Origin of the sequence: Pseudomonas sp. WAC2 (assembly GCF_030403525.1) — a bacterium.
GTDB lineage: Bacteria > Pseudomonadota > Gammaproteobacteria > Pseudomonadales > Pseudomonadaceae > Chryseomonas > Chryseomonas luteola.
Genome location: NZ_JAUEPD010000004.1, coordinates 390,370 through 410,166, shown reverse-complemented (window position 1 = coordinate 410,166; position 19,797 = coordinate 390,370). Strand labels below are relative to the sequence as shown.

Annotated in this window: 16 protein-coding genes; 6 read left to right on the top strand and 10 right to left on the bottom strand. The window is 56.0% G+C overall.

The annotated features are described in order from the left end of the window. Window positions 1–20: 20 nt before the first annotated feature. From QWJ10_RS11445 to QWJ10_RS11430, 4 genes are read left to right on the top strand one after another with little or no spacing between them, the layout of a single operon-like run. Window positions 21–941: an iron-siderophore ABC transporter substrate-binding protein gene (locus QWJ10_RS11445; protein WP_289926405.1), complete on the top strand. Its 921-nt coding sequence runs from the start codon at window positions 21–23 to the stop codon at window positions 939–941. After that, window positions 938–1,942, top strand: a complete 1,005-nt coding sequence (locus tag QWJ10_RS11440; RefSeq protein ID WP_122043865.1) for an iron ABC transporter permease — start codon at window positions 938–940, stop codon at window positions 1,940–1,942. Before QWJ10_RS11445 ends, QWJ10_RS11440 begins: the two co-directional genes overlap by 4 nt. After that, window positions 1,939–3,000 carry an iron ABC transporter permease gene (locus QWJ10_RS11435; RefSeq protein ID WP_289926402.1) on the top strand — a complete coding sequence of 354 codons (1,062 nt, stop codon included), beginning with the start codon at window positions 1,939–1,941 and terminating at the stop codon, window positions 2,998–3,000. Before QWJ10_RS11440 ends, QWJ10_RS11435 begins: the two co-directional genes overlap by 4 nt. After that, window positions 2,997–3,821 carry an ABC transporter ATP-binding protein gene (locus QWJ10_RS11430; protein WP_289926401.1) on the top strand — a complete coding sequence of 275 codons (825 nt, stop codon included), beginning with the start codon at window positions 2,997–2,999 and terminating at the stop codon, window positions 3,819–3,821. Before QWJ10_RS11435 ends, QWJ10_RS11430 begins: the two co-directional genes overlap by 4 nt. Before the next feature lie 8 nt (window positions 3,822–3,829). Here the strand turns inward: QWJ10_RS11430 and QWJ10_RS11425 are convergent, their stop codons facing one another. Continuing rightward, window positions 3,830–4,849: a transporter gene (locus QWJ10_RS11425; RefSeq protein WP_010798948.1), complete on the bottom strand. Its 1,020-nt coding sequence runs from the start codon at window positions 4,847–4,849 to the stop codon at window positions 3,830–3,832. Between the two features lie 135 nt (window positions 4,850–4,984). Next, entirely contained in the window at window positions 4,985–6,358 is a 1,374-nt protein-coding gene (gene ppnN / locus QWJ10_RS11420; RefSeq protein ID WP_010798949.1) for a nucleotide 5'-monophosphate nucleosidase PpnN, read from the bottom strand. A 279-nt stretch (window positions 6,359–6,637) separates the two neighbouring features. Here ppnN and QWJ10_RS11415 point away from each other — a divergent pair, with 279 nt between their 5' ends. Both QWJ10_RS11415 and QWJ10_RS11410 read left to right on the top strand, forming a co-directional pair. Next, on the top strand, window positions 6,638–9,001 hold the full coding sequence (locus tag QWJ10_RS11415; protein ID WP_219653163.1) for a DNA polymerase II: 2,364 nt from the start codon (window positions 6,638–6,640) through the stop codon (window positions 8,999–9,001). A gap of 130 nt (window positions 9,002–9,131) precedes the next feature. Continuing rightward, the gene (locus tag QWJ10_RS11410) at window positions 9,132–9,749 is read left to right on the top strand and encodes a histidine phosphatase family protein (protein WP_289926393.1); all 618 of its coding nucleotides are present in this window, start codon (window positions 9,132–9,134) and stop codon (window positions 9,747–9,749) included. A 324-nt stretch (window positions 9,750–10,073) separates the two neighbouring features. Here QWJ10_RS11410 and QWJ10_RS11405 read toward each other — a convergent pair whose 3' ends face one another. The 8 genes from QWJ10_RS11405 to QWJ10_RS11370 form a co-directional block, all read right to left on the bottom strand. Further along, window positions 10,074–10,871 carry an undecaprenyl-diphosphate phosphatase gene (locus QWJ10_RS11405; protein ID WP_074828313.1) on the bottom strand — a complete coding sequence of 266 codons (798 nt, stop codon included), beginning with the start codon at window positions 10,869–10,871 and terminating at the stop codon, window positions 10,074–10,076. 402 nt (window positions 10,872–11,273) lie between these two features. Further along, complete coding sequence (locus tag QWJ10_RS11400) at window positions 11,274–12,035, bottom strand: ABC transporter ATP-binding protein (protein ID WP_019366073.1); 762 nt, start codon at window positions 12,033–12,035, stop codon at window positions 11,274–11,276. Then, complete coding sequence (locus QWJ10_RS11395) at window positions 12,032–13,072, bottom strand: iron chelate uptake ABC transporter family permease subunit (RefSeq protein WP_010798954.1); 1,041 nt, start codon at window positions 13,070–13,072, stop codon at window positions 12,032–12,034. The genes QWJ10_RS11400 and QWJ10_RS11395 overlap by 4 nt, the downstream gene beginning before the upstream one ends. Beyond that, window positions 13,069–14,112 carry an ABC transporter substrate-binding protein gene (locus QWJ10_RS11390; protein ID WP_289926525.1) on the bottom strand — a complete coding sequence of 348 codons (1,044 nt, stop codon included), beginning with the start codon at window positions 14,110–14,112 and terminating at the stop codon, window positions 13,069–13,071. Before QWJ10_RS11390 ends, QWJ10_RS11395 begins: the two co-directional genes overlap by 4 nt. 215 nt (window positions 14,113–14,327) lie before the next feature. After that, window positions 14,328–15,566: a zinc metallochaperone GTPase ZigA gene (gene zigA, locus QWJ10_RS11385; protein ID WP_289926390.1), complete on the bottom strand. Its 1,239-nt coding sequence runs from the start codon at window positions 15,564–15,566 to the stop codon at window positions 14,328–14,330. Next, window positions 15,550–15,954, bottom strand: coding sequence for an RNA polymerase-binding protein DksA (gene dksA, locus QWJ10_RS11380; RefSeq protein ID WP_289926388.1), 405 nt, complete (start codon window positions 15,952–15,954; stop codon window positions 15,550–15,552). Before dksA ends, zigA begins: the two co-directional genes overlap by 17 nt. Window positions 15,955–16,149: 195 nt before the next feature. After that, complete coding sequence (locus QWJ10_RS11375; protein ID WP_289926385.1) at window positions 16,150–18,600, bottom strand: EAL domain-containing protein; 2,451 nt, start codon at window positions 18,598–18,600, stop codon at window positions 16,150–16,152. A 154-nt stretch (window positions 18,601–18,754) separates the two neighbouring features. Continuing rightward, entirely contained in the window at window positions 18,755–19,639 is an 885-nt protein-coding gene (locus tag QWJ10_RS11370; protein ID WP_125888836.1) for an EamA family transporter, read from the bottom strand. Window positions 19,640–19,797: the final 158 nt, after the last annotated feature.

The following is a 19,797-nucleotide window of genomic DNA, read 5'->3' as shown; positions in this document are numbered from 1 at the left end:
TTCTATTGTGGAGTTGTGTCATGAAGCGTGTTGATTCCAGTATTTTCCGTCTTAGTGTTCTTTTGTGCAGTCTCGTGCTAACTACCACGGCAGGTTCGGCTTTGGCGGCTACTGTTTCCACTGCCCACGGCGAGCTGAAAACCCCGGATACACCTAAGCGGGTCGTGGTGCTGGATGAGGCTGCTATGGATACCGCGCTGGCAGTAGGTATTAAACCAGTCGCTACGCTGGCAAGTCGTGGTGGCACCAGCGTATCAAACTATCTGCAGGATCAGGCGGGGCAGCCCGCTATCGTGGGTACGGCACGTGAAATTAATCTGGAGGCGGTTTTCAACCAGAAGCCGGACCTTATCCTGGCGCGACAGGATCTACCGCAAGAACAATACGCCAAACTTAGCCTGATTGCTCCGACGGTAGTACCAAAAGGAGGGGAGTCGTTAGCTGACTGGCGAGCCAACGCAGAGCTTTATGCCCAGGCGCTCAACCGTAGTGATGAATTGAAAAAGCAGTTCGACCAGATAGATCAGCGTATTGCCAAATTGAAGACGCAAGTCAAACCAGGGCAAGTGTTATCGGTTGTTCGTTGGAATCCACAGGGACCGATGGTCATGTCGAGCCATCTCTTTGCAGGCCAGTTACTGGAGCAACTAGGCTTTGCCAGTACGCAACTGGCCTCAGAGCTCAAAGATCGTCCTCATAGCGATATCTTGAGCCTTGAGAATCTGTCAAGCGCTGATGGAGACTGGATTTTCCTGGCTACCTTGAATGAGAAGGGTGATGAGGCCTTGGAGGCTGCTCGCAAGCAGCCTGCCTTTACTCGCTTGAAGGCCGTTCAGGCGAAGCAGGTGGCCACGGTTGATGGGCAGGTGTGGAGCAGCGGGTCAGGTCCGCTGGCTGCTGAGCATGTACTGGATGACGTGGAGCGTATCGTTCTCAAATGAAGGTGTCCGCTTCGCCTCGTTTGGGTGGTCCGTTCATTGCCTGCTGTCTAACGCTGCTGGTGATTTTGCTCACCAGTTTGCTGCTTGGTGCCGGGGAGGTTTCCGTACTCCGTAGCATCAATGTCTTGCTTGGGGGTGGGGACGATGAAGCTCGCTTTGTTGTCCTCGAACTGCGTGGGGCGCGCACGTTATTGGGCCTTCTGGTGGGTATGGCCCTTGGCGTTGGTGGAGCCGTTTTGCAAACGGCAACCCGCAATCCGCTTGCGGAGCCCGGACTCCTGGGTGTCAGCGCTGGTGCATCCTTTGCCATGGTGGTTGCCATTGCGCTCGGCGCCAGCGCAGCTACTGTCAATCTGGGCATGGCCATTACTGGAGCCATGCTTGGATGCCTGCTCGTTGTGGCAGTGACTCAAGTGCGCGGATTTGACGCCGACCCTGTTCGCTTGATCCTGGCGGGAATGGCGCTCACAGGAATTCTGGGCGCCGCCAGTACCTTACTGCTCCTGTATGACCAGCGTACTGCCGATGAAATTCGGTTTTGGGTCATTGGCGCCTTGGCAGGCAGGCCCGCAGATACCCTGTCCTGGGCGCTGCCGGGCACACTGGCAGGCCTGTTGGTCGTGGCCCCTTTGGTCAGACCCCTGGCCGCCTTGAGCTTGGGAGAACGTATGGCCATTGGATTAGGGCATCACCCTCAATTGACCCGATTGATCGCACTACTAGGCGTTGCCATTTTAGTAGGGACCGCCACTGCAGTAGCTGGGCCTATTGGCTTTGTCGGATTGGTTGTGCCGTTCCTGGCGCGGAGAATGGTTGGGCCTGATGTCCGCCGTGTCCTTCCATTATCACTTGTCCTGGGGCCCGCGGTGCTGCTATTAGCTGATATCTTGTCGCGCCTTTTGGTCAAACCTTACGAACTTCCCATTGGTGTTGTGACTGCCTTCATCGGTGCGCCAATCCTGATGATAGTCGTCCGTCAACATCGCCTGCCTTCATTATGACTAAACCTTTTTCATCTCCGGTAACAGCTCGGTTTTGGTGGCTACAGGCAGGCCGTCAGGTGAGTGTACTGGTATCGCGGAGAGGCAGTGTCGTTGCGCTGTGCCTGACAGTGCTGTTGATCCTCATGAGCGGTATCAGCCTGGCGTATGGCGTAACCGGGCTTAATCCCTGGCTGGCGCTGAAGGCTGTCATCGGGCACGGCGATCCCATGCATTTATTTTTGATTCAAGAGCTTCGCTTTCCCCGGCTCCTGGCTGGACTTTTGACAGGGGCCGCATTCGGGTTGGGAGGGTGCATGTTACAAACCCTGGCACGTAATCGGCTTGCAACGCCCGGGGTTATTGGTATCGACAATGGTGCAACGGCCTTTGCTGTCGCTTCCATCGTTGCTGTCTCGACAAGCCTTGCGCCATCAGCCCTTGCCTTGAGTGGTGCGGCAACCGCAGCGGCCATAGCGTTTGCCTTGGGCGGTGGTGCAGGCGCACGTGGGTATCGCTTCATTGTTGTTGGAATCGGAGTTGGTGCATTGTTTGGCGCCTTGACCAATCTGATGCTGGCACGTTCGTCCATCGATGCGGCCAACCAGGCCTATCCCTGGACGGTTGGCAGTCTTAACGCGCGCTCCCCAGCCTCGATTCAACTGTTGGCTATTGGTTTGCTGATAGGTTTACCGCTAGCCAAGATCTTGGGACGCACCCTAGAGGTTCTCAGGTTTTCCGATTCGGTCGCCATCGGGCTGGGCGTGCGTATACGCCTGGCTCGAGTACAGATCCTCATCCTGACCGTTCTGCTCACGGCATTAGCGGTCGCGGTTGCCGGTCCTGTTGGGCTTATCGCCTTGCTGGCACCCGAAGCGGCCCGCTATCTGGTCGGACAGCGTGGTGTCCCTATCGTGACCTCTGCATTAGCAGGAGCCCTTCTGATGATCCTGGCAGACTGGGTGGGAAGAACCTGGTTTGCTCCTATCGAAATTCCAGTAGGTGTAGTGACTGCTGTCATCGGCGGACCTTACCTGCTCTGGATTTTATTGCGTCAACCTGTCCGGAAGTCGTTATGAGTAGTACTGTTTCACCGTTGCTGATGGCGACTAACGAGCATTCGGTTATTTTGGAGACCCGTCTTCTCGAGCTTTCTCATGGTCAGACGACCATTATCAATGGGCTTAATCTTAGGGTCCAGCCGGGGCGGGTAACCGCTATTGTAGGGCCCAATGGATGCGGGAAGTCTACGCTTCTGGCGGGTCTTGCTCGACTGCTCAAGCCGCGTGCGGGTGCGGTTCTACTCGATGGGAAGGCCATCGGTGAGCTGCCTTCCCGGCAGGTCGCCCGACAGCTTGCACTGCTGCCCCAAGATGCCAGCGCACCGGATGGATTGACCGTATCTGACCTCATCCGCTTTGGCCGGCAGCCTCATCAGGGCTTGCTAAGGCAATGGTCTACAGATGACGAAGCTGTTGTTGATGCGGCATTAAAAGCAGCGGATCTGATTGAACTGGCCGAGCGGCCGCTTGATTCGATGTCGGGTGGGCAGCGCCAGCGTGCCTGGATTGCCATGGCCATTGCTCAGCAGACACCGCTACTCCTGCTTGATGAGCCAACCTCTGCACTGGATCTTGGGCATCAACTGGAGGTATTTGAGCTGATTCGCATGCTAGCTAATGCGGGCAAGACGGTGGTCATGGTGGTGCATGACCTCTCTCAGGCCTGCCGCTACGCCGATCATCTGGTCGCCATGCAGTCTGGTCGTATTATTGCTGAAGGTGTCCCGGCCGACATTGTCACCCCTGAGCTTGTTGAGACCTTATATGGCGTCCGCTGTGTTCTATTGAAGGATCCGGTTAGCGGAACACCCTTGATCGCCGGGGTCAGCCAGCGCTAATGGGACGCTCAATAGTCGTTTCTTTTCCTGAAGGCCCAGCGCCCTGCCAATAAGGTAAAGCTGGCAACCAGGATGACCAATATCCAGAAGCCGTGAGGCGCATCGGCGAGGGGGATGCCGCCCACGTTCATTCCAAAGAAACCTGCCACGATATTGATCGGCAAGGCCAGCACCGTGACCAGTGTCAGGGTGAACAGGGTGCGGCTGGTTTGTTCGTTGATCTGTGCGGCGATTTCTTCCTGAATGAGTTTGATCCGCTCTATCAGCACGGCCAAGTCGCTGATAACCAGTGAAAACTCGTCGGTCGCTGCTCGCAGCTCCCTTACATCCTCCTCCATGAGAAAGCGCGGCGGGCGATTGAGCAGCCGCATCAGGGAGTTGGGCTCTAGGGCCAGCAGGCGTTGGATTCGCACCAGGGTACGACGCATGTTGCCAAGCTCGGCGCGGTTGTCGGCAAGTCGGGTAGAAAGTAGGCGGTCTTCGATACGATCAACACTCAGGTTGGTTTCTCGAACGATCTGGGTAAGTACCTCTTCTTGGTCGCGCAGCAGGTGGATCAGGAGTTCCAGCGGGGAGCGAAAACCCTCGCCCTTCTTGACCGCCGCGCGCAGGCGGTCCACCGAACGAAGCGGTTGATGCCGTACGCTGATCAGCATGCGCCGGTTGGCACAGACATACAGCGTGGCTACATCATAGGAAGCCTGTCCGAAGTTCAGGACGACATCGTTGACAACCGCGAGCAGGGTTGCATCGACATGTTCAAGACGAGTAGAGCGTGACCCTTCACTCAGGATTTCAAAAAAGTAGTCGGGCAGATCCAGGTGGGTCATCATCCAGCGTTTGCAAGCGGCATGGGCCAGGTTCAGATGCAACCAGACAAACTCGTCTCGCTCCTCTAGTCGCTCAAGTGCCTCCGTTACTCGAAGTGTGTCGATCTGTTCGCCAGGCTCGCCGGGGCGGAATATGAATCCATAAAGGATTCCGGAAAGGTCAGAGTATTGCACGCCTGAAAGCAGCGATTGATCCATGCCAGCCCAAAACGGAGGAGTAATAAATCGCTGAGTAAAACCAAAGAATATGACAAAAGGATGACGGGTGAGCGGATGTGGAACATCCTGTTGTTCGAGGATTGGGAGAGCATGGGCTGCTCTCCCAGATTCGGCTCAGGTGACGACACGGTAGCAGGGTACATAGGGCGCGCCACCGGGCAGCTTCATCCGATGCTGGTCCACAAAGGCCTGCAACAGATGATCCAGCGGTTTCATGATGGCCGGGTCACCATGAATTGTGTAGGGACCGTATTGCTCGATCAGCCGGATACCCTTGTCCTTGACGTTACCTGCCACAATGCCTGAGAACGCCCGACGCAGATTGGCGGCCAGCTCATGGGGCGGTATCTCGCGGCTCAAGGTGAGGCTCGCCATATTTTCATGGGTTGGATCGAAGGGGCGCTGGAAGCCCTCTTCAATCTTGAGCATCCAGTTGAAGTGAAAGGCATCGTTACGCTCGCGACGGAACTGTTTGACGGCCTTGAGACCTTTGGCCATTTCACGCGCCACTTCAGAGGGATCATCGATGATGATCTTGTAATGCTTTTGCGCCGCTTCGCCCAATGTGGCGCCAATGAAGGCATGTAGCTGTTCCAGGTACGGTGCAGCGCTGCTTGGGCCGGTCAGGATCACCGGAAATGGTAGGCCGGCATTTTCGGGATGCATGAGAATACCGAGCAGGTAGAGAAACTCTTCCGCCGTGCCTGCTCCACCTGGAAAGATGATGATGCCGTGGCCAACCCGTACGAAAGCCTCCAGACGCTTTTCAATGTCCGGCAGGATCACCAGCTCGTTAACGATCGGGTTGGGGGCTTCGGCGGCAATGATGCCTGGCTCGGTCAGACCCAGATAGCGACCGCCCGAGATCCGCTGCTTGGCATGGGCAATCGTGGCGCCCTTCATCGGTCCTTTCATCACGCCCGGGCCGCAACCAGTACAGATATCGAGGCTGCGTAGGCCCAATTCATGACCGACCCGCTTGGTGTACTTATATTCCTCGGTGCTGATTGAATGGCCGCCCCAACAGACAACCATCTTAGGCTCTACACCGGGTCGCAGGGTGCGGGCATTACGTAGCAGGTGGAATACGTAATCGGTAATGCCTTGCGAGGTATTCAGGTCGATCCGAACGCTTTCCAGCTCGCTTTCGGTGTAGACGATATCCCGTAGTGCACTGAACAGCATCTCACGAGTGCTGGCAATCATTTCGCCGTCGACGAAGGCATCTGCCGGTGCGTTGATCAGCTCCAGCCGTACGCCTCGATCCTGCTGATGGATGCGAACCTCAAAATCCTGATAAGCCTCAAGAATGGTCTTGGCATTATCGCTATGGGCGCCTGTGTTGAGGATCGCCAAGGCGCATTGGCGGAACAGGGTGTAGACGCTTCCTGAACCGGCAGCACTCAGTTGTTGTACTTCGCGTTGCGAAAGTGTTTCCAGGCTCCCCTTGGGGCTGACGGAGGCATTGATAACGTGTCTTGGAGCCATGCTTGATTCCTTATGACGAATACCACCACGCTAACGCGTGTAACATCAGGATGATGATCGCCGAGGCGATCGTGTAGTGCAGGGTGTTCTCTTCGGTACTGACCACCGGCGAGCTATGAAATCACAGCAATTTGTATCATTGGCTTCTCCCTGACGCGAAAAGATTCCCAACGCAAGTGGCGCATGTATCCCACTCTATCCCTTGTTCACGTGAGTTACCAATACAGGCATGACGCGGCAACTGGGTAGAATGCGGCGGTTAGTACTGAGGAAGTAGCGGTGGATCTACAACAGGGTTTCGTCCTGACCCGCCATTGGCGTGATACAGCGGCCGGTACGGAAGTAGAGTTCTGGTTGGCGACCGATCAGGGACCACGGCGGGTACGCCTGGCCATGCAGCGTTCCGTGGCATTTGTGCCGCTGGAACAGGTTGAGCCGATTCGTCGACTGATTGAGCACGAGCGGGAGGTGGAACTACGCCCGCTGGCGCTGTCCGATTTTCGTCATCGGCCAGTCCTGGGGCTTTATTGCCACCAGCATCGACAGCTGATCCAGCTTGCCAGACAGATCAAGGACGCCGGGCTGGATATCTACGAAGCGGACATCCGGCCACCCGAGCGATATCTGATGGAGCGCTTCATTACAGCACCTGTCTGGTTCACCGGTACTCCTGACGCGCACGGCGCAGTCCTGCAGGCCCAGCTCAAGCCCGCGCCTGACTACCGACCGCATTTAAAACTGGTCTCCCTGGATATCGAAACCAACGAACGAGGCGATCTGTATTGCATAGGTCTGCACGGGTGTGGCCAGCGGCAGGTCTATATGCTCGGACCCGCCAACGGTGACACCGAGGCCGTTGATTTCTGTCTGGAATACTGCCAGACACGTGCCGAGCTGATTGAGCGGCTCAATGGCTGGCTCACCTTGCATGATCCCGACGCCATTATTGGGTGGAACCTCGTACAGTTCGACCTACGCATCCTGCGGGAACATGCGCAACGCTTCGGAATGCCACTCATGCTGGGGCGTGGCAACGAGGCCGTCGAATGGAGGGAGCAGGGGAGCGAGCATAGGCACTATTTCGTATCAGCACCGGGACGGTTGATACTCGATGGAATTGAAGCGTTGCGTTCAGCTACGTGGTCCTTTTCCTCATTCAGCCTGGAGAATGTTGCCCAGAGCCTCTTGGGCGAAGGCAAGGCCATCGATAATCCCTATCAACGGATGGCATCGATCAATCGCATGTTCGCGCAGGATAAACCTTCGCTTGCACGCTACAACCTCAAGGACTGCGAGCTGGTTACCCGCATCTTTGAAAAGACGGAGCTTCTGCCTTTCCTGTTGGAGCGAGCCAGCGTAACGGGCCTGCCGGTAGACCGTAGCGGGGGTTCGGTGGCAGCCTTTACGCACCTTTACCTGCCACTCATGCACCGGCAGGGTTTCGTGGCGCCCAATCTGGGCGAAAAGGTGCCGGAGGCGAGCCCGGGAGGGTTCGTCATGAACTCGCGGCCCGGGCTGTATGATTCTGTGCTCGTACTGGATTATAAAAGCCTGTATCCGTCGATTATTCGGACCTTTCTGATTGACCCGGTGGGGCTGATCGAGGGGCTGCGCCAACCCGGCGATGATTACGCTGTTCCTGGTTTCAAGGGTGCGCACTTTTCCCGCACCCGGCATTGTCTGCCCGCGATGGTGGAGCGTGTGTGGGAAGGGCGTGAGGCGGCCAAGCGGGAACAGAACAAGGCGCTTTCCCAAGCGCTAAAGATCATCATGAATGCGTTTTACGGTGTATTGGGATCAAGCGGCTGTCGATTCTTCGATACCCGCCTTGCGTCATCAATCACGATGCGCGGGCATGAAATCATGCACCAGACGCGCGAGCTGATCGAGGCCCAGGGGTATACCGTCATCTACGGCGATACCGATTCGACCTTTGTCTGGCTCGGTCGTCCCCATGCCGAGGCCGAGGCTCAGCAGATAGGTCGGTCTCTTGTCCAACTCATCAATCGTTGGTGGCGCGAGCATCTACAGGAGACCTACGGCCTGGCCAGCGCCCTTGAGCTGCAGTTCGAGTCGCACTTCCATCGGTTTCTCATGCCCACCATTCGCGGTGCTGAAGAGGGCAGTAAAAAACGCTATGCGGGGTTGGTAAAAGGCGCTGACGGTACGGACGAGATGGTCTTTAAAGGGCTCGAAACGGTGCGCACCGACTGGTCGCCATTGGCCCAGCGCTTTCAGCGGGAGCTTTATCTACGCATCTTCAATGCCGAGCCCTACCAGGATTACGTCCAGCGCTATGTCAGCCAGACCCTCTCAGGCGAACTGGACGAGCTGCTGGTCTATCGTAAGCGCCTGCGCCGTCGCCTGGATGACTACCAGCGCAATGTGCCACCGCATGTACGAGCGGCCCGCATGGCAGATGCTTACAACGACGAAAAAGGTCGACCGAGGCAGTACCAGAACGGCGGATGGATCAGTTACCTGATGACGAAAGCCGGCCCGGAACCGCTCGAAGCGCGTCGATCGCCGGTGGATTATGACCATTACATCGAGCGCCAGCTCAAGCCCATCGCTGACGCTATCCTGCCTTTCGTGAATGACCGGTTCGCCAGGTTGATCGATGTTCAGCTGGATCTCTTTTGATAGTAGACGCATCCATCAAGCGCTCTTTCAGGCTACCGATACGGCAAGAGGCCATAAGGTGTTTATATGAAGAGGTGAAGTGATAGGCTTGTGGTCCCGCCGCTTAACTGATCCGATAAGGAAGCATGTGATGACTGCTCAGGCACCAACGCTCTATGTGATCCGGCATGGAGAGACCGACTGGAACGTTGAGAGTCGCATGCAGGGCCGCCGAGACATACCGCTCAACGCCAAGGGTCGAGAGCAGGCACAGGCGGTGGGGGTTCTGCTCGATTGGCTGTTACCCAGTCCTGGTGCGCTGGACTTCGCTTCAAGTCCTCTGATTCGCGCCCGTGAAACAATGGAGATCGTTCGGGCCCAGCTCACGTTGCCACCCGAGCAGTATCGTGCCGACGAACGCCTTGCTGAGATTTCGTTTGGTACATGGGAGGGGCTTCGTTGGGATGAGATTGAGGGCTGCTATCCTGAGGCCTTTACCCACTGGAGAAAGGACGCCTTTAACTTCCAGTTCGAAGAGGGCGAAAGTTATGCCCAGGCCCTGCTTCGACTGGCTTATTTCCGAGAAGATCTGAAGCAAGACACCGTGCTGGTTGCCCATGCAGGCATTATCCGAACGTTGATGGCGCTATATGGGTGTATTCCATACGAACAGGCGCCACACCTGCTGATTCCGCAAGGGCAGGTACTCATGCTTCGCCCTGAATCCTTCTGCTGGCTAAAGGGAAGTCAGGCTCCCAGCGGCAACTGAGCTCTGCCATCTGCCAATGCTGAGACTAGGGGTTTTAGAACCGTGTCAGCCTATTTCCCGCTCGGTATAGCAAAAGGCTTACACGCTGTGTGCAGGGTTGGCGCTATGGCGTTCCTGTATTGCTCTGTATTCTATGCGCATCACTTGAGCACAGGATGTGCTGCATCAGATCACGGATGATTGATTAGCCAGGATGGCTGCTCTGCAGGATGCAGAGAGAGTGAGTAAAAAACCCCGCTTCGGCGGGGTTTTTGTTTTTGCGCTGAAAACATCTAGTTTTCACCAGGGCAGGCCGCCTGTAGCAGACCGCCCTGTGTGAGTGATTTAGATAAACAAGGCGAACAGCACTGCGCCAAGCACGAGGCGATAGATCACAAATGGAAGCATGCCGATTTTGTCGAGGGCCTTCAGGAACAGCTTGATGCACAGCAATGCTGAGATGAACGACAGTCCGACACCCCAGGCAATATCGACCCATTGTGCATCGGTGCCCGTCTGGATCAGTTCAACGGTCTTGAGTCCCCCGGCAGCCAGGATGAGCGGAATCGACAGTAGGAAGGAAAAACGGGCTGCTGCCTGACGCGTAAAACCAAGCAGTAGCGCTGCGGTCATGGTGATACCGGAGCGTGATGTGCCGGGGATCAGCGCTAGTGCTTGCGCCAGACCAATCACCAGGGCTGATTGCCAACTCAGGCTATCCATGTCCCGGGTACGGCTGCCTTTGGCGTCCGCCCACCACAGGATCAAGCCGAAAACGATGGTGGAGGTCGCGATTACCAAGGCTGCACGGGCATAGCTTTCGATGTAATGCTCCAGCATGAGGCCTGCCAGTGCTGCTGGAATAGTACCGATAATGATCGCCCAGCCAAGCCGGCTTTCCGGGCTCGACTGGCGCGTTACAACTTGGCGGGTCCAGCCCATGGCTGTCGCCAGAACCTCATGACGAAAGGCCAGAACCACCGCAAGAAGGGTTCCTACATGTACGGCCACATCAAAGGCGAGCCCCTGGTCCGGCCAGCCAAAGAGCTGGGAGGGTAGAATCAGGTGTGCGGAGGAGGAGACAGGTAGAAACTCGGTAATCCCTTGAATGAGTGAAAGGATTAATACGTGGAACCATTCCATTAGGTGTCCTTACTGCATAGCGGTAACTGAGTTAAAGCTGGACACTGCTAGCCCTGCAATGCAAACACAGCAGGCAGTTGCCCAAACATGAATTGCATTGGGGGGCAAAAATGGGGTTAGTTCCTTTTAAAGCCAATAAGCTTTTGAGAGTGTGATTCCTTTCACTCAAAAAGATCCCGTTTTCAGAGTCGTCCACAAAGATTAGACATTTTTTTCACGTAATTTTTACAAGCGATCTTGTAATGCAGCATTGCCGATTGGGTTGGCGATGGTGACGGTACTGGCTGTATTAATCGGATAAAGAAGACATACACAGGGTGAGATGGCTGTTGAAACTGGCTATGGTTCGGGCTGACAGGCAGGCGTTATTCCGGACCCTCGATACTTGAGACGTGGCGCGACTCATATCAGGTATTGAATATGCAGTCTTCCGTGATAGGCGGAGGGGGCTACCTCTGCTCTGACGCCATACACCGAATGGATAAGCTCTGCCGTAAGCACCTCTTGCGGCCGTCCCGAGGCAATGCAGCGGCCTTTGTGTAGAACGGCCAGCGTATCGCAAAACATAGCCGCCAGGTTCAGATCATGGATGGCCAGGACGCAGGTCAGTGGAAGGCGGTGAATCAGTGAAAGCAGCTCGAGCTGATGCTGGATATCCAGATGGTTGGTCGGCTCGTCCAGCAACAGTTCGGTTGGCTCCTGGGCCAGGGCGCGCGCAATCTGTACCCGCTGGCGCTCACCACCGGAAAGCGTGTGCCAACGCTGATGCCGGCTGTTGTGCATGCCAACATGCTGTAGCGCTTGCTCCACCACTTGGTCATCCCTGGCTGTCCAGGGCGCGAGTACCGTGCGGTGAGGCGTTCTGCCCAGGCGTACCGTTTCCAGGACCGATAGGTCAGCCTCGGTCGAAGCGTGCTGCTCGACCATAGCGATTCGCCGCGCCACCGTACGCCGAGGCAGGCGGCTTACCGGGTCGTTATCCAGCGTGACGCTGCCGTCCGTAGGGGTGCGCAAGCCTGCCAGCAACCGGAGCAGCGAAGATTTTCCCGACCCATTAGGGCCGATCAGACCTATGACGCCTCCCTTGGGAATTTCCAGCGTTACGCCATCCACCAGCAGGCGACGACTCACCGACCAGGAGACGCGATGTGCAGCCAGGGTCATGGTGACGTCCTCGTACGATACAGGATCAGCGCAAAGGCCGGCGCGCCTACCAGCGCGGTCACGACCCCGATAGGCAGGACCTGATGGGGAACCAGTATGCGAGAGACGATATCCGCCAGCACGAGAAAATTGGCACCCAGCAGAATGGATGCGGGCAGAAGTCGAGTGTGCGACGGACCTACCAGAAAGCGTGCGGCATGGGGAATGACCAGGCCTACAAACCCTACCGCGCCTACAAGGCTGACCATCGTAGCGGTAATCAGTGCTGTCAGCGCAAAAAGAATCAGGCGTACGGCGATTACCGGAACACCCAGAGAGGCTGCGGTTTCTTCACCAAACGAAAACGCATCCAGCGTACGGGCGAAAAACAGGCAGGCCACGAGGCCAATGCCGACCGCACCCACGGCCAGGGTGACGTCCGGCCAGCGGATACCGCCCAGACTCCCCAGGAGCCAGAACATCACGCTTCGAGCCTGCTCGGCGTTGGCGGACGTTGACACGATATACGCCGTCAGGGCGTTGAAAAGCTGGGAGCCTGCCACGCCTGCCAGCAAAATGCGGGTCGGCCCACTGTTGAGCTTTGCTGCCAGAAGCAGAACCAGTACGAAGGCCAGCACTGCACCTAGGAATGCACCAACTGAAAGGCTTAGGGTGCCGGCACCTATGCCCAGCAACATAACGACAACCGCTCCGGTAGACGCACCCGCCGAAATGCCCAGCACGTAGGGTTCGGCCAGCGCATTGCGTAGGAGAGCTTGCAGAATCGCACCGCATAATGCCAACCCGGCACCGCAGGATGCAGCGACCAGAGCGCGGCTCAGTCGATATTCCCAGACAATGCCCTGTTGGATCGGGTTAAGTGCATAGTCTCCCCAGCCCAGCCCATTGAGGATGGCCTTCAACGTAATATCGAAGGGAATCTGCATTTCTCCCAGCGATGCCGCCATTAATATCGAAACGCCCAGCGAAACCAGTGACAGCAACGCAAACAGCAGGCGCCAGGGCCTGCCGCGATCATTGGACAGCGGTTGTATCATTGGGCTGGCCTGGAGTGAGACGTTTCCAGAGCACTGGAAATCGCCTCGATACCGTCCAGAACGCGCATCGAAGGATTAAGTGACTGCGCATCCACAACGATAATCTGATTATTCCGGACGGCCTTGAGCTGACGTGTTACGGGATCGCTGCGAAGAAAGGCAAGTTTTTTCTCCACATCGTCTGCCGGATAGAGGCGTCTTTCCATCCGCGTGATGACAAGCAGATCCGGATCCTGGGCGGCAATCTGCTCCCAGCTGACGCTGGGCCATTCATCGTTGCTCTGGATAACGTTATTCAGGCCGAGCACCTCTGAAATATACGCCGGGACACCCTGCTGACCGGCTACCCATGGATCACCTTCCAGGCGTGAGCTGGAAAACCAGTACACGACCGACTGAGGCATATGCTTGTGTTGCCCGGCTTGGGCAATAGCTTGCTTCAAGCGCTCATCCAACTGATGGGCCAGGGCATCCCCGCGCGCCTGGACATCAAAAATACGTGCAAGCTCATGGATTTCCTGGGTTATCAGATCGAGCGTGAACGGTTTGGTGCGGCTACCGTCGGCATTGGACGTAGCCGTTACCTCTTTCCCCTCGCAATCGCTCGGCGCTATATAGGCAGGGATACCCAGTGACGCCAGCTGTTCGAACGTGGCCACTTCGCCATTCGGACCAACATGGTAGGTGTATTGCGCAGCGACGAAATCCGGCGATGTGTTGGCGACCGCTTCAAAGCTGGGTGCGTTATCAGCAAGCCGAGGAATCTTATCGTTATCGGCCTTGAGGGTGGGCTGAATCGGACCGAACCAGATGCCTGTTCCCACCATTCGATCAGCCAGGCCCAGCGAGAGCAACAACTCTGTACTGGCCTGTCCCAGCGTAACGGCTCGCTTGGGCGAATCCGCAAAGGTCAGTGTATGTCTGCAATTTGTCACGGTAAGCGGATAGGTCGTATGGTTTTCAGCCAAGGCAACGCTGGTAAATGAGGTGACTGATACCAGAAATAATCCCAGCAGTGGAATGATTCGACGAGCAGGCATCGCCGATTTAACGCAAGCAAACCGCATGATATTCCTTGTAAGGGATGACACGTCCCATTAAACGCCCATGATAACCCTCAAGCCGCTATCCATGCTTGAGCCTGAATAGCGAGAGGGGTTTTAGGCAGGTTCTACACTCAGGCACAACGGTGCGACCAAGTAATGCTCGGCATGAAAGAGCGAAGCACGCTTCTACAATCTACTGTGGTGTCCGATCAGTTGGTTGCCTGATCGTCTGTCCAGTCCCCAAAAGGATCGGGCCAAGTACGCCAGACGTGCGACCCTAGTGCAAACTCCTGATTGGTTAGCAGGCAACGGTCCAGCTCATTCTTCAATAGCTCGAAGTCCACATTCTGACCGATAAACACGAGTTCCTGGCGGCAGTCGCCTACCTCCGGGTTCCAGCACGCCATGATGCTCTCCAGGCTTTCGTCGTCCTGAGGCCAGGACGTCTTAGGGACGAAGCGCCACCATTGGCCCGCCGGGCCATGGCGCATGAGCCCTCCCGCCTGAGACCAACTACCGGCTTCTTCTGGCTTGGAGGCCAGCCAGAAGTATCCTTTTGAGCGAAGCAGTTGCCCGTTATGCCAATCCTGATTCAGAAAGTCGAAGAAACGTTGGGGATGAAAGGGGCGGCGTGCCTTATAGGACGTAGAGGCAATGCCATACTCCTGCGTTTCAGGAATATGCTCGCCACGCATTTCCTTGAGCCAGCCCGGCGCATGTGCGGCGCGTTCAAAATCGAAAAGGCCGGTGTTGAGAATCATGTCCAGCGGGACGTCACCCATTACCATTGGATAAATACAGGCATGCGTATTGAGTCGCTTCAGAATCGCAACGAGCTCTTCGCGTTCGGCCTGGCTGATCAGGTCTATCTTGCTGATCAGAATGACGTCTGCAAACTCTACCTGCTCAATCAGCAAGTCGGCAATGGAGCGCTCATCATCGTCACCTAACGTCTCACCGCGCGAAGCCAGGCTATCGGCATTCTGGTAATCCTGCAGAAAGTTGACACCATCTACAACGGTGACCAATGTGTCGAGCCGTGCGAGATCGGCAAGACTGGTACCCTGTTCGTCTCGAAAGGTAAACGTCTCGGCAACCGGAAGCGGCTCGGAAATGCCAGTCGACTCGATGAGCAGGTAGTCGAAGCGGCCTTCGCGTGCCAAGCGGCTGACCTCTTCAAGCAGGTCTTCACGCAACGTGCAACAGATGCAGCCGTTGCTCATTTCGATCAGTTTTTCTTCTGCGCGATTGAGGCTGACGTCACGTTGCACTTCGCTTCCGTCGATATTGACTTCGCTCATGTCGTTAACGATGACCGCAACCCGCCGGTTTTCACGGTTTTTAAGGATATGGTTCAGCAAGGTGCTCTTGCCGGCACCCAGAAAGCCGGACAGTACCGTTACAGGCAATGAAGAAAGAGAAGGGGAGGGATCAATCCTGGCGGACATGGCGTTCACGTTGTTCCTGTCGTTGCTTGGCTTCGATACAAAGGGTGGCTGTCGGGCGTAGCAGTAGCCGGCCAAGGCCTATAGGCTCACCCGTTTCCTCGCACCAGCCGTAGGTACCTTGAGCCAAGCGATCGAGAGTGGCGTCAATCTTGTCGATCAGCTTTTTCTGGCGCTCCAGTTGGCGTAGCTGCCACTGCTGCTGCTCTTCCCGAGTGGCGATGTCTGCGGCATCTGCAGAATACTCAAGCGTTCTTAGTGCCTGGAATTCAGCATCGATCTGGCGAGACAACTCTTTCCGTTCGGTCTCCAGCAGCTGTTTGAAAAAAGCCTGTTGGGCTTCACTCATATAGGCTTCTACAGGTTGTGCCATGAGCTCATGCTCGTTCATAAGAAATAACCTATAAATGTTATAACATAACAATACAGGATCGTTTAGGACGAATCAATGCCTCTCCAGCTGTGCCTTTTACGGTAGCGAGATCAGTTAGGCCGAGCTACGCAGCCAGTCTATAAGTGTAACCACGCATCTGAAGGGGATTAAAAGTCAACGTGCCCCAACCGATCCGTTGGGGCAGTGAGAGATTCAGTTGAAATGAACAGGCTTTATGTCTGCTTGAGGCTCCTCAGGCGCCCATAGTTCGGTAGCCCATTGAGCGCATATCTGACGGGTGAATGGCTGAGGGTGGGAGACGGCATAACCCTGTACATAATCTACGCCGAGCACTTTCAAGGCCTCGATAATGGCGGAAGTCTCTGCAAATTCGGCAATGGTGCGTTTGCCGGTGAGATGACCCAAACGATTGATCACATCAACAGTGGCTCGATCGACCGGATCTTCCAGCAGGTTTTTCACAAAGCTGCCATCAATCTTGAGATAGTCCACCGGTAAATGTTTGAGGTATGTGAACGAAGACATCCCTGCGCCAAAATCATCCAGAGAGAAGCGAAAACCCAACTCTCTTAGGGTCTCGATAAACGTACGTGCGGCATTGAGGTTGGCTATGGCGTGGGTTTCGGTAATCTCAAAGCAGATCCGGTTGGGCGCAACTGCGTGCAGGGCCAAACGATCCTGGATGTAATCGATCAGGGACATATCGCCCAATGACGAGCCTGACAGGTTAATGGCGCATACGCTTAACAGCTCCGGTGGCAAGGTGGCGCAGATAGCAAAAGCCTCGTTGATGACCCAGCGATCCAGTAGTCCCATGAGGCCGTAGCGTTCGGCAGCAGGAATGAACGCGAACGGGCCTATCAGCGTGCCTTGTTCGTCGTGAAGCCGGAGCAGGACCTCGACATGGCGATCATGTGCAGTCTGTGGGCCAACTCCATAGATAGGCTGGGCGTACAGACAGAAGCGATCCTCGTCCAGCGCCTTGTGAATTCGCTGCACCCAGGTCATTTCGCCCTGACGCTGGGTCATTTCCTTATCATCATAGGTGTAGACCTGGATCCGGTTGCGGCCTTTGTCCTTGGCAGCATAGCAGGCAAGATCCGCCATGCGCAGGGCATCTTCACTACTGAGTTCCCGGCCACCCAGATGGATGATACCGATGCTCAGGCCCACCTTGAAGGATTGGCCTGCTGCCTGGAAGTCCTGACTGCGGGCCAGCAGCCGCAAGCGCTCGGCAAGGGACTCGGCAGCCTCAGGGGTGCAGTTTTCAAGCAGTACACCAAACTCATCGCCCCCCAGTCTTGCCAACGTGTCGTTGGCATCCAAGAGGCTTTGAAGGGAGGTGCAGAGCTGCAGCAGCAGGCGGTCGCCCTGAAAGTGGCCGGTGGTGTCATTGACGATCTTGAACTGGTCCAGATCGAAGAAAAGCAGAGACGCGTGCTTGACCTGTGTGTTTTCCAGCAGCAGTGTTAGCCGCCGCTCGAACTCGCGTCGGTTAAGCAACCCTGTCAAAGGGTCGTGAGCGGCCTGCCATGCCAGCTGATCAAGGTACTCCCGTTCGCGAGTCCGATCATGCAACACCAGGACAGCGCCCGCCTGTCCATTCACCTGTCCCAATGGAGCGCTGGCAAGGGCAACGGGAAGTGACTTGCCGTTACTGCAGCGCAAGGTGTAGTGCGTGGTTACGTCGCTGGATTGCCATTCACCTGCAAATAGCCGAGTGCTGACAGGTACTGGGGTCGAGGTGCCACTGTCTTCAGTCTGGATATCCAGTAGCGCATCGACAGGTTTTCCGACAGCCGCTTCCGCTGTATGACCAATCAGGCGCGCCGCAGCTGGATTGAGATACTCCAAACGCCCATTGGCATTGACTGCCATAACGGCATCGACGATAGAGGCGAGGATAATCTGTGCCCGTTCTTTCTCCTTTTGAAGTGCCCGCTCGAACGCGCGGCGCTGCATGACCAGCGTATGCATCCGCCAGGTCGTCAGGCCCACCAGCAGCAGAGCAGTTCCCAAATTGATGAGAAGCAGGACGTGAATGAAGTGACGTGAGGCTTCCCCTAGCACACGAGAAAAGGCAATGGTTTCCGGCAGCATACGGTTATGCAGCATGAGCAATTGTTGCTTCCAGTGCTCACGGTCTCGCAGCGACGCATCCGCTGAGCGGGCATATACCGTTTGAGCCAAAGCCTGAAGCTCATCCATATGGGGGTCGGTCACATGCCAGTGATTGATAACTTGCCGAAGTGGATTGACAGTATGAGCCCAGCGAAACAGGCGGATCATACCCGGCATGTCAGCAGGGTGATTGCCCGCCGCAACCAGCAGTTTATACGCCTCTTCAGGGTCGCCACGTGCCGCTAGCAGGTCACGCGCCTGCCGATCGAGCTGATTGACCTTAAAGTAGTCGAGAAAAATCTGGTAGTGGCTCGGCTCGCCCGTATCGATGTAAGTGTTCAACGCCAGCATGGCGTTGCCCAGGCTTTTGCTCCATAAGCTCTCAGCCGTCACATAGCCTCTGACAGTCGACAGCAGATTCAGACTGGTAACAGCCACCAGCGCCTGCAGGCAGACGATGAAGATGAAGGGCCATACGACTCGATGAGTACGTTGGCTGGTGGCTTTCGAACGTTTGTACATGAAACCTTTCCAGCAATGCCATAAGTGGCAGTTTGATGAAAAGGTATCGGCGGAAGGTGTGTTTAACTGTTGCCGGATTTACGGGTTTTTACAAAAAAAAAAAAGCGAACCGCTGGAGGACGGCTCGCTAAAGAAAACAGCAGGAACAGGCGTGTCAGTTCAATACACGTTGCCGCGGTGCAAACAGACGGCCACCAAATACATTGACCGCCAATCCCCCCATGACGAGCAGAGCACCGACCAGTTGGAACGACGTGAGCTGCTCATCCAGAAATACAGCTGCCGAAGCGATACCGATAATGGGCACCAGCAACGAAAACGGTGCAACCTGGCTTGCCGGATAACGCGAGAGCAGACGGCTCCACAGGCAGTAGCCCAGCAAGGTTGCAATGAAGGCCAGATAAATGACGGCCAGAATCGATGATGTGCTGATCCCTTGTAGGGCGCTTACTATCCGGTCAGGACCTTCAAGCCAGTACGACAGTAGGTAAAAGGGGATCGGTGGAACAATGCTGCCCCATACAACAAGCCCCAGCATGTCGACCTGACCAATGCGTTTGGTGACGATATTTCCCATCCCCCACATGGCAGCCGCACAAAGGGTGAGGACAAATCCCAATACACGCAGGTTTCCGCCACTCTCCAGTCCGATGAAAATCAGCCCACCTGCGGCGATGAGCAGTCCGATTAAGTTTTGGGGGCGGAAGCGCTCGCCCAGAAACAGAACGGCCATCAGCAGGGTAAAGAATGCCTGAGCTTGAAGTACCAGCGAGGCAAGGCCTGCCGGCATACCCACATACATGGCCGAAAACAAGAAGGAAAACTGGCCCAATGAAATAGTAGCGCCGTAGGCCAACAACCATTTCCATGGAATGGCGGGCCGCTTGATGAAGAATACTGCCGGTAGGGCCGCCAGGGTAAAGCGCAGCGCGCCAAGTAGCATGGGAGGTACGCCATGCAGTCCGATCTTGATCACCACGAAATTAAGCCCCCACGCCACAATGACGACAAGGGCCAGAAGCAGATCCTTAGGGGACATGTGCAACTCGTTATCCAGATGAGGCAGCCGGAGGCTGCAAAAAAGCCGGTCTGGCATCCCTGACTGGCCCCTTGGTTTGTACCTTAGGTGGTAACACCTTGTAACTACAGATACAGCTGGATGAATTTCAGGGCGAACAGTAAGGGGAAAGATGAGCT

Excerpts from the sequence above, each read along its gene's own strand:
- QWJ10_RS11445 (WP_289926405.1), top strand. The coding sequence starts at position 21 with ATGAAGCGTGTTGATTCCAGTATTTTCCGTCTTAGTGTTCTTTTGTGC.
- QWJ10_RS11440 (WP_122043865.1), top strand. The coding sequence starts at position 938 with ATGAAGGTGTCCGCTTCGCCTCGTTTGGGTGGTCCGTTCATTGCCTGC.
- QWJ10_RS11435 (WP_289926402.1), top strand. The coding sequence starts at position 1,939 with ATGACTAAACCTTTTTCATCTCCGGTAACAGCTCGGTTTTGGTGGCTA.
- QWJ10_RS11430 (WP_289926401.1), top strand. The coding sequence starts at position 2,997 with ATGAGTAGTACTGTTTCACCGTTGCTGATGGCGACTAACGAGCATTCG.
- QWJ10_RS11425 (WP_010798948.1), bottom strand. The coding sequence starts at position 4,849 with ATGGATCAATCGCTGCTTTCAGGCGTGCAATACTCTGACCTTTCCGGA.
- ppnN (WP_010798949.1), bottom strand. The coding sequence starts at position 6,358 with ATGGCTCCAAGACACGTTATCAATGCCTCCGTCAGCCCCAAGGGGAGC.
- QWJ10_RS11410 (WP_289926393.1), top strand. The coding sequence starts at position 9,132 with ATGACTGCTCAGGCACCAACGCTCTATGTGATCCGGCATGGAGAGACC.
- QWJ10_RS11405 (WP_074828313.1), bottom strand. The coding sequence starts at position 10,871 with ATGGAATGGTTCCACGTATTAATCCTTTCACTCATTCAAGGGATTACC.
- QWJ10_RS11400 (WP_019366073.1), bottom strand. The coding sequence starts at position 12,035 with ATGACCCTGGCTGCACATCGCGTCTCCTGGTCGGTGAGTCGTCGCCTG.
- QWJ10_RS11395 (WP_010798954.1), bottom strand. The coding sequence starts at position 13,072 with ATGATACAACCGCTGTCCAATGATCGCGGCAGGCCCTGGCGCCTGCTG.
- QWJ10_RS11390 (WP_289926525.1), bottom strand. The coding sequence starts at position 14,112 with ATGCCTGCTCGTCGAATCATTCCACTGCTGGGATTATTTCTGGTATCA.
- zigA (WP_289926390.1), bottom strand. The coding sequence starts at position 15,566 with ATGTCCGCCAGGATTGATCCCTCCCCTTCTCTTTCTTCATTGCCTGTA.
- dksA (WP_289926388.1), bottom strand. The coding sequence starts at position 15,954 with ATGAACGAGCATGAGCTCATGGCACAACCTGTAGAAGCCTATATGAGT.
- QWJ10_RS11375 (WP_289926385.1), bottom strand. The coding sequence starts at position 18,600 with ATGTACAAACGTTCGAAAGCCACCAGCCAACGTACTCATCGAGTCGTA.
- QWJ10_RS11370 (WP_125888836.1), bottom strand. The coding sequence starts at position 19,639 with ATGTCCCCTAAGGATCTGCTTCTGGCCCTTGTCGTCATTGTGGCGTGG.